Origin of the sequence: Atopostipes suicloacalis DSM 15692, from assembly GCF_900129085.1 — a bacterium.
GTDB lineage: Bacteria > Bacillota > Bacilli > Lactobacillales > Carnobacteriaceae_A > Atopostipes > Atopostipes suicloacalis.
In genome coordinates, this window is the sequence record NZ_FQUF01000008.1 from 50,229 (window position 1) to 61,774 (window position 11,546).

The window sequence follows — 11,546 nt, forward strand, 5'->3', positions numbered from 1 at the left end:
AGCGAAACAGGGCCTTTGCTTTTTTTGAAAAAAGCACAAGCCCTAAAGAATTAAGTATAATAAAATGCCGAAGTTAAACATGTATATCCGCCTCACGTATTTTTTATAAAAATTATTTATTTGTCTGAATTAAATTGTTATCAATATACATTAAAGAAAAGTGAGAAGCAAGGGTTAAATGAGAAAACAATGAAAACGAAAAAGAAAAACAAAAGCTATTAAATCAACGTTTGTTATAGGCATAGAAATGATAGAGTTTACATTCCTCACGTATTTTTAACTAATCAAATAAACAAATTTTCGAAGTTGTTTGTTTATTATGAGATAGATCGAAAATAAAATCTTGGTATAATAAAGAGACAAAGAAAAAAATAGGAGGAAAAGAAATGTGTTTAGTGACATTTATGAAAGACGCGCACCCAGATTACCCCTTCATATTAGTTGCTAACCGGGATGAACGTTATGATCGCCCGACTGCTGCTATTCATCAATGGGCTGACGAAGCAATGGTAACTGCTGGCCTAGACTTAAAAGAAAAAGGAACCTGGCTAGGTTATACAAACGAAGGAAAATTTATTGCTGTTTTAAATCATCCTTTTACAGATTGGAAGCCAAAAATGGCAACTCCAAGATCCCGGGGCCAACTTTTACGCGATTATCTAACAAAAGATATATTGATCGATGATTTCAATCAGACTTTACGGACTACCCGATTTGATTATAATGGTTACCATTTACTTTATGGAACATTTAACGATCTCAGATATTATTCAAATGTACAGGACAAGTTCCATACCTTCAAAGCGGGCATTCACTGCCTCGCAAACACGACGGATGACTTGAGTAAACACCGCAAAGATCGCTCATCGGAGCGTTTAGCACAATATGTGTATACAAATAAAGAGAAATTAGATTTAAAAGAATTAACAAGATTAATGCAAGATAATAAAAAAGCAGAAATAATTAAAGACTATCCAAAAGAGCTAGACTATGAAATGGTCAAACAAAATACACCAGTGTTTATCCAAGGAAGCGAATTTGGTACGGTTGGAACAACTGCTATTTTAGTGGATAAAAAAGGATATGTTCATGTCAGAGAAGTAAAATACGATCAAAAAGGCATCACCGAAATGACGACAAAAGAACAACAACTCAATCATAAGATGATCGATTAAAGCCTATAGATTTTATCTTTATGGAAAGGAATCTCTTTTTAAGGGCTATCTTTGTGAAATTCTCTAAAATATAATGTTTGAGCATGGAATATTTTTGTTATCATTAAAATAAGATTAAATTAGGACGGAGTAGCGATATGCGAATTTTACATACAGCAGATTGGCACCTTGGAAAAATTGTGAATGAGTTTTCGATGCTAGATTTGCAAGAAGAATATTTGAATCGTTTAATGGAAGAACTCGAAGACATGAAGATCGATGTTGTAATTATGGCGGGAGATTTATATGATCGGGCACTCCCACCAAAAGAAGCGGTCTCGTTAGCTAATCGTGTCTTTACGAAAATTACCCAAGATTTAAAAATTCCACTTCTGGTTATTGCAGGAAATCATGATAGCAATGAACGCATTGAGTATGGTTCAGAGCTTTTCTCCGCAGGGAATCTATTTATTGAAGGGACGACGAAAGAACAAATCCGAAAAGTAAAAATAAAAGACACCAATTTTTACTTGCTCCCTTATGATGATCCGCGCAATATTCGTCAAGTGTTAAACGATGACACTATTCGTACTCCAGAAGATGCCTTAAAAGCTCAACTTGAAGTCATTGCCGAAGGATGGAACGAAGAAGAGCTAAATGTGTTGTTGTACCATGGCTTTGTGATGAATACGAAAACGGGTGAGGTGCCGGAAGAGTCAGAATCTGAGCGGCCATTGACCATTGGTACGGTGGAGTATGTGCCGGTGGAGTTAGTGGAGGCGTTTGATTATGTAGCTTTAGGGCATCTTCATAAGGCGCAAAAAGTAAAAAGTGCGCAGGTGCGTTATAGTGGTTCGCCTCTTAAATATTCAAAGTCCGAAGCGAAGCATAAGAAACAGCATTTAGTGGTGGAACTTTCTAAAGCGGGCGTTGAGGTGGAGTCGCATGAAATTAAGGTATCAAAGAATTTGCGAGTCATTCGAGGATTTTTTGAAGAAATTTTAAAAGAGTCCTCCAAGGATTATATCTTTTTTGAGTTGGAGGATACGGCTTATGTGGTGGATGCGATGAATCAGTTGCGGAAGCACTATCCGAATGCGATGGGATTAGAATATGTGAATCATAAAGAGCATGAGCAGTTGGAATTGTACCATTCAAAGGAAAATATTCAAAAGCTGCGTTTAGATGAATTGTTTGCAGATTTTTATGAGGAGCATATTGGGATGCCGTTAAATGAGGAACATCAAACGGCGGTCATCCAAGTACTTGAAGAAGTAAGGAAAGAAGGGAATGCTCAGTGAGACCTACACGTTTAGTGATGAATGCATTTGGCCCATACCGAGGAAAAGTGGATTTGGATTTTACTAAATTCAATGCTTCCTCCATTTATTTGATTTCAGGACAAACTGGTGCAGGAAAGACCACAATTTTCGATGGAATCTCTTACGCGCTTTACAATAAAGCAAGTAGCAGCGTGCGTGAAACGGATATGTTGAAATCACAGTTTGCGACGGATGAAGATCTTTGTTCTGTCGAATTAACCTTTGAGATGGGAACTACCAGTTATCGAGTTAAACGGATTCCAAAATAAAAAGGCCCAGGCGTAAGAGGAAACCCAATCAACCAAGCACGAGAAGTAGAATTTTATAAAGAAGAAGAATTATTAGATACAGGAACTGAAGCAGATCAAGCGATTGAGAATTTGCTAGGCTTATCCTATGAACAATTTCGCCAAATCGTTTTACTGCCCCAAGGGGAGTTTCGAAAATTACTTCTTTCAAACAGTCGCGAAAAAGAAGATATCTTTAGAAATATTTTTGGGACCGAAACGATTCAAAATTTCCAAGAAAATCTACGGGTTAAAGCCCGCGACTTAAATAAAGCCTACGAAGAGTATGGTACGCGACTTGACCAGTCTTTAATTAATATTGAATATGATTCTGAAGATGAGTTAGCGGAAGCGATAGAAAAGACAGATTACGAGAAAATTTTAAATTTATTAGCTGAGCGAATAGATAAAAAAAATCGCGTCCTAACCTTAAAGAAACAAGAAATCAGCCAATTTGAACAACTTGAGCGAAAAAATGAGCGTTGGATTCAACAATTAAAAGAACACCAAGCACTGAAATTGAAAGAAAAGGAACTCTCTGAACGTTCCGCTGAAATTCAAACCTTTCAAAAAGCCCTTATTCAAAATGACCAAGCACGTGAAATTAAAGGAGAACAGGATAAGTTAGAAGAATTAGAAAGCGAACGAGTAAAATTAACCCAGCAGTTAGAAGAAAAACAAAAAAAGTTAATTCAGATAAATGAAGAGCACAAGCATCTTCTAAATGAACAAAGAAATTCTAAAGAAGCAGAATCTCAATTAGAAGTCATTCGCGAAGCGATCAAACAACTAGAAGGGGAGCGAACCCTTTTTGAAGAACGTGATCAATTGAGTGAAGCAATTGTAAAGGCTGAAAAGGAACAAAAAGAAGTAACCGTACAAATTAAATCTTTGGAGAAAAATACTGAGACTTATACAAAGGATATTCAAAGTCTTTCGGTACAATTAAACGAACTTTCCACGCAGCGTATGCATCTTGAAGAGAAGCGAAAAGAATTAGTAAAGATTGAAGAAGAGCTTCATAAAAACCAACAAGAAAAAGAACTTTTCGACAAGTTGCTTCATCTACAAGATACTTTGGCTCAACAGCTCAAAAAAGATCAAGAATTGAGCACACAATTACATAAGTCACAAAAACAATATGATCAAGCTCGACAACAGTATTTTGGGAACTTAGCGGGGATTCTTGCGCTCGAGTTGGTCGACGAAGAAGCTTGCCCGGTCTGTGGCTCTGTCCATCATCCTCATCCAGCTAAAAGGGACGAGAAGGCAATAACAAAATCGGAACTTGAAGCTTATGAACGAACGAAAAATAAAGATCAAACAGCTTGCACTCAGATTATGGCAGAAATTAAGCAAACCGAACAACAAATAAATGAACAAAAGGCTTTACTTGGTCCTTTCGAAGGAGAGTACTTAGAGGGACTGAAGGAAGCTTCCAACAAAGAGCAGAAGTTAAAAGGTAGCCTGCAAGAGACTCAAACAGCAATCCGTGAACTTGAAAATCATATTTCTCAAGAAGGGCAATGGCGAAAATATTTGGAAACGACGCAACAGATGAGCCAAACGAATGCCTTAAATATCCAAAAAGAAAAAATGAACCAACAAATACTTCTCGAACAAATTGAAAAATTTGCGGAAGATATTCGGGTTATAGAGAAAAAGTTGACTCATACTTCGGCAAGTAAAGTTGAACGTAAAATGGATGAAGAGAAACAAACGATCAAAGAAATAGAAAATAAAGCTGTGTGGATTCGGGAAAATTTGAATAAGAAAGAAATTGAACAATCTCAAGTGACAACATCGATTGAGATGTTAAAAGAGCAGCAAAATCAAAACGAGGAAAAAGAAACGAAGCAAAAAGAAATTTATGAAAAGAAACGACAAGAACATGAAATGGATCAAAATTATACGGATTATTTATTAGAACAGGGTGCCGTGGAGGCGTATCAGCAACAAATAAAGACGTATGAAAATGAAGTTTCTTATACGCATCAACAACTTGTAAAAGTGGAAGAGGAATTAAAGGTTTATGGGGAAGATGCTCCTGCTGTAGCTGAGTTGGAAGAGGAGTTAGAAAAAATACAAGCGTTAAAAAATGAAGCGGAGGATATCCGTGAAAAGATTATCCGAAAGACAAGCCGTTTAGAGAACTCTCACCAAGAGATCCAGAAAAATTATGAAAGCAGTAAAGAGTTACTGAAGCCACTAGCTATTTATAAGGAATTATCGGAAGTCGCGAATGGTTCGACTAACCGAACGAATCGAGTTTCTTTTGAACGCTATGTTTTAAGTATCTACTTTTCAGAAATTTTGATTGCTGCGAATCAACGCTTTGAAAAAATGACCAATCATCGTTTTGAACTTGTTCGTCGAGAAGAGAAAACAAAGGGTGGTGCTGCAGACGGATTAGAATTGAATGTATTTGATCGCTACTCAGGTCTTGAACGAAGCGTTCGAACTCTTTCAGGTGGAGAAACATTTAAAGCTGCACTTTCTTTGGCACTTGGACTAAGTGATATTATTCAGAGTCAACAAGGTGGTGTGCGCGTAGATACTTTATTTATTGATGAAGGGTTTGGCACATTGGATGCTGATTCTTTAGAAAATGCAATTGAAACCCTGATGGAATTACAAGAGTCCGGCCGGTTAATCGGTATTATTTCCCATGTGGATGAGTTGAAAGATCGAATACCCGCAAGAATTCTTGTGGAGAATAAAAAAGAAGGAAGTCACGCACGTATTGAAATAAAATAGGTTTCGGTTTAAGATGGTCAAAATCTAAAATGGCTTGTTTTTATGAGAAAATATCGAGAAGATTGTCTTGCGACAACGAGAATTCATTCAATACAACAGAAAGCTGCAACATTAATTGAATATTGTTATTTTTCAAGTTACAGGGTTTGCAGAAAGGATCGAAAGTGAGAGGATTAAAAATATGACACAAGTAATCAGAGAAACAGTCAAATACATGTGGCGAAGTGAGAAGAATCGATTATTTATGGCTCTAACCACAGCGCTTGTTCTTATTTATTCATTATTCCTTGTTCCTAAGATTTCGGGAGACGTTGAAGTAGATATCGAAATGATGGAACGTGAAATGACAGGAAATGTTATTCAGTTTGAAGAAGCTTTGGATGAGGGACTGATTGTTCCTAATGTCTTGACAGGAACCACCGCCTATGATCAGTGGCGACGTGAATCCGTGGCTCAAAGAGAACTACTCACTGCACTCAAACAAGGCGATGCTAAACGTTATATTGAGATTGATTATCGACCAACTACTGCAACCGAACGAGAAGCAAGTGGGTTAGAACAATTGGTGTTTAATGTTTTTGGGTATGAATTAGAACAGCCCTATCAAACAGTGAAAAATAAAGTCTATCAGGATGAGGTTGAGCCTTTGTCCTTCCACATTGTCCATGATCGAACAAGCTTACAACAAATTCATCTTTTTTTAATTGGTTTAGGTCCTGTCCTTTTACTTTTAGGTTTAGTCTTTTTAATTAGCGATGTCCATGTAAAAGATCGCTCCTTACAAACCCAAAAAATAGGGATACCAATGAGTTGGCAAAAATATTCATTCACTCAAGCGCTAACGGCTTTTTGTTTTGTAAGTCTCTTTTATCTCTTTTTATTTGGAGTCTTCTTTTTAGTGAATGGTTTACTTTATGGTTTCGGTTCATTTGCTTTACCCATTGGCCACTATGATCCAAATTTTGAGCTGGGCTTTTTAAATCAAGAGAATTATCAAGTAGAAACTCTAGGACGTTTTTTATTGCAAGCTCTGCCGTACTTATTGCTATTGGGCTATTTATTTACTCGGTTGAACACGCTTCTAAGCCTTTGGACAAAACAATCTGTGGTCACAATGGTCCTTGGAATGTTTTTAATACTCTTTCAAACTCTTTACTATGGAAGAGATTCAGCTGAATTAGCAGAAGTAGATCTCAGTATTTTTCCCCAAACTTATATCGATTTTGGGAAAGTCTTGACTGGAAGATTGGAACAACAACAACTAGTCGCCATCCCTAATCTTTACACGAAAGGGTTACTTGTATTAGGAGCCACAATTTTAATTACAGAAGGTTTTATCTATGGATCTTCCAAAAAAATGACCCGACAAAAATTTATGAGTTAGAGGAGGAGAATGAAAATGAAAAAAATTGCAAAATGGAATGGCTTAAGAATCCTTAGAGATTGGAAAACACGAATCTTACTTGCCTTATTTTTAGTCTTTTTTGGCTCGTTCTCCTTACTCTATCGACAACAAAATGTGACGTTTCCAGCTATTGAGATGAGCGAAGAGTATGAAGATGAACGACAAATTTACCGACTCATTCCTCAAAGTCATTTTGACAGCGAATTGGGACAGGAAGTCCAAAAAGCCCTAGGGAGTAACTCTGTAGCTTTAGGGGTTAATCGTTATATCTTAAGTCAACGCAGTGGAAATGAAATCAAGGGAATGGCTGCTTTACCCGATTACATAGAAAACGGGCGAACTATCGTAGAAAACAATATATTTTTGTATGGTGCAGAAGAATTTGAATCCTATGATTTGCTTGTAGATACTTATTTGCCACCGTTAGAAGAAGTTCTCGAACAAGAGCGTTTTTATGATCAGTTAGAAGCCAGTGGGTTAGATATTGAATGGAATCCTTACTCCGCGTCCCAAATGACGAAAGGAGAACTAGAACTTTTATCCGGTCTCACCCTCTTTTTGCTAATTGCTATTTTGGCAGCCGATCATTTTACAAAAGATCAAGAAGAACATTGGAGTGCCACTCAAGGATGGCCGATTCCATGGAAAACACAATGGCGCCTGCGTAGTGGCTTCTTAGCTGGCCTATTTTGGTTAACAACACTTGTCGGTACAGCCATCAGTTATCTCGTCAGCTTAGGCATGGAAACGAGCGGCAGTTTCAATTATCCAACGGCTCTCTTTCAAAAAGGCGCCGTTCATTATGTCCCCTTATGGCAGTACCTGCTCATAACCGTGATGATGACCCTGTTTTTATCTTATATTTTACTGTTAATCACGACCGGTCTCAGTTGGGTCTTCCGCAATTTCTATCTCACGATTCTACTCGTGACAAGTCTTTTCTTGCTTCCGCAAATGTGGAATTTTCTGCCAGCATTCAGCTCGTGGCAACCTAGCCTGTATCTGAATATATTCGGAGTGTTAGATGGATCAGTCGCTGCAAATACCGGATTAAGCGGCGTGGTATGGTGGAAAGGATTCATTCTTTATGGCGTCATCATTTTAGCCCTCGAGTGGGTGTTTAGTAAAGTCTTTTCATATATCCCAACAGCAACTTCAGGCTTACAAAGGAGAGAACAAGCATGACATTAGAGATTAAACATTTATCCGTTTCTTACGGTGATTTTGAAGTATTAAAAGATATATCCTTTCAACTAGAAGAGGGGCAATTAATTGGACTTGTTGCGCCCAATGGTACTGGGAAAACGACCCTCTTTAATGCAATTATGCGTTTTATCCAAGTAAAGGAAGGGCAAATTTTTGTAGACGGAAAAGAATATACTGCAAGCGATAAAGACGTGCTGGCTCTCCATCAAAAAATTACTTTTTTCCCTGATCAATCCGATTTATTTGAGAATTTCTCTGGGAGAGAACATATTGAAATGTATGCCGAAATTTGGTCGGGGAGAAGAGAAGAAGTCGATCAAATTATCACCCGTCTTCAAATGGAGGATTATGTCGATCGAAAAGTACAGGAATATTCATTAGGAATGCGGCAACGCTTGTGTTTTGCAATGATGGTTGCTGCAGATACGCCGATTATGTTTATGGATGAAGTGATGAATGGTTTAGACCCAGAAAATGTTTCTTTAGTTTCTGATGTGTTAATTGAATTACGACAAGATAAAAAAATCGTGATGATTGCCTCTCATTTATTAGATAATTTAGATGAATATGCGGACAAAGTCTTTTTCTTAAAAGATAAAGAACTCCATCGTATTAATGATTTAAATGAAGAACGTCCACTTTTCTATAAAATTATCGTTAATGATGCACAAGTGAAACAGCTAGAAAATGAAGACTATCTAACAGAGAATACTCTTCATTTAAGCAATCAAGTGCTCTGTATCCCAATCGCAGACTTAACCCCAGAACAAGATCGTAAGCTTTATGAAAAATTACGCGAACTTAATGCTGAAAGTATTGAGATTTCACCTTTAGGCACTTCTGAATATTATTCTTATTTATATGGTTTACGGATTTATTCCTTTGATAGGGGGCAAGAAGCACATGAAGAAGTTTAATCGCTTAGTCCTTGGTTTAAGTACGGGGTTAGTTTTAAGCGGATGTAGTTCTTTCATGGGTCTGCGCCAACCTCTATATGACGGGCAACCGGTTGAGCCGGATGAAGAAGCTATTGCAACCTATGAAAAAACCGGAGAAATCAGCGGTGAGGAGAAAGAATATTACTTTCGTTACCCTTTCAGTGAAGATATTTACCAGCCGAGTTTGGATTATTCAGAAAATGAACCGGTTCTGCTAACAGACAGCAACTATAAGATTGGTGAGGACCTGCCCGCTGGCCGTGTTTCTCTTTTAGGAAATGGAAGTGCCTTTGCTTCTGACAATTATGAAGTCCATGTAGGAAATTTAAAAATTTATGACGAACAAGGAGAAATTTATTTTGAAAACCTGTTCCATTCCTTATATGGTCCTCTGGTTGCCCAAGTAGATTTTCGCCCAGGACATACGATTGAGATCATCGGAAATGACGCGGAGATATCGGTTTTTTACACAGAAAATTTCCCGGAGAATCCCTATCAATTAATGGATCCTCCCCAAGTTTTGGAAAATCTAGGTCGTATTGGGGTTGAACAACCCCTAACCCAGGATGGAGATATTGTACATTTGAAAGCGGGTATCTATGAAGTGGGGCTTCATTTAGAGGCGGGGACTTATGAAGTGCTGGATGTCTTTGCCCCGCAGAGCACGGAGTTATATTTGTTTCGAGAAGGAGAAGAACCACGAGTTTTTGAACTAACGTTGAATGAGATAATTTATAATGTAGATGAAGAGGAAATTGAAGAAGTACCCGAAGAAACTCCTGAAATCGATCCTATTCAGATTGATTTACAAGAGGGGGACAAGATCTATCCGAATTTAGTTTCTTCTTTAATCTTGAAGCGAGTTGTTGAAAAATAAGAGGAAATCTTTGTATAATAATCTATTTTGAGAAATAATAAGGGTGATATATTAGGATGAACTAACTTATTAGGAGGATTTACTGTGCTAATTATTTCAAAAGATGAAATAAAAGAATTCTATTCAATGAAAGAATGTATGGAAGCTGTAAAAGATGCTTTTTCCTTATTCTCACAAGGAAAGGTTGATGTTCCATTAAGGACTCAGATTCAAAATGAGGAAGGAACAGGAACCTATTTATGTATGCCAGCGTATTGTAAGGAATACGATGCTTCTTGTGTGAAAGTTATAAACATGTTTCCTGAGAACGTTCAGAAAGATATCCCTTCAATTAATGCTCAAGTTTTAGTCATGAATACTGAAACAGGCGTAATCGATGGTATGGTTGATGGGACGTATGTGACACAATTACGAACAGGTGCAGCAAGCGGGGTTGCCTTTGAAATGCTCGGTAAAGAAAATTGTGAAATTGGGGCATTGATAGGAACTGGTGGGCAAGCAGCCACACAATTAGAAGCTATGCTAGAGGCAAAAAATTTAAAAGAAGTTCGCGTGGCGGATTTAGATATTGAACGAGCGGAGGCCTTTGTTGAAAAAATGAAATTAGAGCTTTCTCAATATAAAACAGAGATCTTTGCCGTAAGTAGTGGAAATGAAGCGATAGATAATGCGGATTTAATTATTACAGTAACCCCTTCAAAAAAACCAGTATTCGATGCAAAGAAAGTGAAAGCAGGCGCTACAATTTCTGGAGTCGGGTCATTTCAGCCAGATATGCAAGAAATACCATCTGAATTATTACAACGTGCGAGTAAAATTTATTTTGATTCAGAAGAAGCGGTTCTATCTGAAGCCGGAGATTTATTGATACCTTTAGAAAAAGGAGAAGTCACGAAAGAAAAATTTACTGGAGATATTGGTCAAGTGATTAATCATACAATTAAGGGCAGAGAGAATAATGAAGAAATTATATTTTTTAAAACAGTCGGTATCGCTGCACAAGATTTAATGACCACTCAGTCTATTTTTAACAAAGCCAAAACTGTTGGAACGAAGACATCAGATTAAGAAATTTCTCAAAGAATGTTTACTAATCGAATTGTAGACGCTTCTGTTATCTATCAAGAAGGGAACACTTACTTAAAAAAGGGGCTTCTTAATTTATTTGTAATTACCTTTAACAAGGTTTACAATATACATTAAATCTAAAAGAGGAAGGGATGCTATGCAACTTCTTATTCAACAAGCGGTGCTGACAAATTTTAGACCTATATTCATTGTCATGCTTGCTATTTTAGCGATTTTCCTTATTTTGTCCATTATTCCAAGAGGACGAAATAGTAATATCAACTTTGTCACAGTATTAACTGTTTCAATCATTGAAGTCGTCATTGCAGCCGTTTTATTTTATACAGAAAGTAATTTAGTCGAATTATTTGAACAAACACCAGACAATTTGACCTTATATTTATTTATAGGAATTATTGGATTAGGGATAGCCAATCCGATTATCTTCCGTTTGCGAAATAGCGGTGGGCAGCGATATCGTTATCACTATTAAAGGATAAACAAAAAGAGTTGATTCTATTAGGAGCAATAA

Annotated in this window: 10 protein-coding genes; all 10 read left to right on the forward strand. The window is 37.1% G+C overall.

Features of this window, described 5'->3' with window-relative positions; translation table 11 throughout:
* The first annotated feature begins 386 nt into the window (after window positions 1–386).
* The 10 genes from BUB96_RS03375 to BUB96_RS03420 all read left to right on the forward strand — a co-directional run bounded on the left by BUB96_RS03375 (window position 387) and on the right by BUB96_RS03420 (window position 11,507).
* The gene (locus tag BUB96_RS03375; protein ID WP_073296439.1) at window positions 387–1,175 is read left to right on the forward strand and encodes an NRDE family protein; all 789 of its coding nucleotides are present in this window, start codon (window positions 387–389) and stop codon (window positions 1,173–1,175) included.
* Between the two features lie 137 nt (window positions 1,176–1,312).
* Complete coding sequence (locus tag BUB96_RS03380) at window positions 1,313–2,455, forward strand: exonuclease SbcCD subunit D (protein ID WP_073296442.1); 1,143 nt, start codon at window positions 1,313–1,315, stop codon at window positions 2,453–2,455.
* Window positions 2,452–2,745, forward strand: a complete 294-nt coding sequence (locus BUB96_RS03385; RefSeq protein WP_073296445.1) for an AAA family ATPase — start codon at window positions 2,452–2,454, stop codon at window positions 2,743–2,745. The genes BUB96_RS03380 and BUB96_RS03385 overlap by 4 nt, the downstream gene beginning before the upstream one ends.
* Window positions 2,746–2,856: 111 nt before the next feature.
* Window positions 2,857–5,520 (forward strand): SbcC/MukB-like Walker B domain-containing protein, encoded by a 2,664-nt coding sequence (locus BUB96_RS03390; RefSeq protein ID WP_073296448.1) that lies wholly within the window; start codon window positions 2,857–2,859, stop codon window positions 5,518–5,520.
* A 181-nt stretch (window positions 5,521–5,701) separates the two neighbouring features.
* Window positions 5,702–6,904, forward strand: a complete 1,203-nt coding sequence (locus BUB96_RS03395; RefSeq protein ID WP_073296451.1) for a hypothetical protein — start codon at window positions 5,702–5,704, stop codon at window positions 6,902–6,904.
* A gap of 15 nt (window positions 6,905–6,919) precedes the next feature.
* Window positions 6,920–8,110, forward strand: coding sequence for a hypothetical protein (locus tag BUB96_RS03400; RefSeq protein ID WP_073296456.1), 1,191 nt, complete (start codon window positions 6,920–6,922; stop codon window positions 8,108–8,110).
* Entirely contained in the window at window positions 8,107–9,048 is a 942-nt protein-coding gene (locus tag BUB96_RS03405) for an ABC transporter ATP-binding protein (protein WP_073296459.1), read from the forward strand. The genes BUB96_RS03400 and BUB96_RS03405 overlap by 4 nt, the downstream gene beginning before the upstream one ends.
* Complete coding sequence (locus BUB96_RS03410) at window positions 9,035–9,946, forward strand: hypothetical protein (RefSeq protein ID WP_073296462.1); 912 nt, start codon at window positions 9,035–9,037, stop codon at window positions 9,944–9,946. Before BUB96_RS03405 ends, BUB96_RS03410 begins: the two co-directional genes overlap by 14 nt.
* Before the next feature lie 84 nt (window positions 9,947–10,030).
* The gene (locus BUB96_RS03415) at window positions 10,031–11,014 is read left to right on the forward strand and encodes an ornithine cyclodeaminase family protein (protein ID WP_073296465.1); all 984 of its coding nucleotides are present in this window, start codon (window positions 10,031–10,033) and stop codon (window positions 11,012–11,014) included.
* A gap of 157 nt (window positions 11,015–11,171) precedes the next feature.
* Window positions 11,172–11,507, forward strand: a complete 336-nt coding sequence (locus BUB96_RS03420) for a hypothetical protein (RefSeq protein WP_073296469.1) — start codon at window positions 11,172–11,174, stop codon at window positions 11,505–11,507.
* Window positions 11,508–11,546 lie beyond the last annotated feature (39 nt).

What these genes read in the sequence shown, in the direction of transcription:
- BUB96_RS03375 (WP_073296439.1), top strand. Translation starts at nt 387, where the DNA reads ATGTGTTTAGTGACATTTATGAAAGACGCGCACCCAGATTACCCCTTC.
- BUB96_RS03380 (WP_073296442.1), top strand. Translation starts at nt 1,313, where the DNA reads ATGCGAATTTTACATACAGCAGATTGGCACCTTGGAAAAATTGTGAAT.
- BUB96_RS03395 (WP_073296451.1), top strand. Translation starts at nt 5,702, where the DNA reads ATGACACAAGTAATCAGAGAAACAGTCAAATACATGTGGCGAAGTGAG.
- BUB96_RS03400 (WP_073296456.1), top strand. Translation starts at nt 6,920, where the DNA reads ATGAAAAAAATTGCAAAATGGAATGGCTTAAGAATCCTTAGAGATTGG.
- BUB96_RS03405 (WP_073296459.1), top strand. Translation starts at nt 8,107, where the DNA reads ATGACATTAGAGATTAAACATTTATCCGTTTCTTACGGTGATTTTGAA.
- BUB96_RS03410 (WP_073296462.1), top strand. Translation starts at nt 9,035, where the DNA reads ATGAAGAAGTTTAATCGCTTAGTCCTTGGTTTAAGTACGGGGTTAGTT.
- BUB96_RS03420 (WP_073296469.1), top strand. Translation starts at nt 11,172, where the DNA reads ATGCAACTTCTTATTCAACAAGCGGTGCTGACAAATTTTAGACCTATA.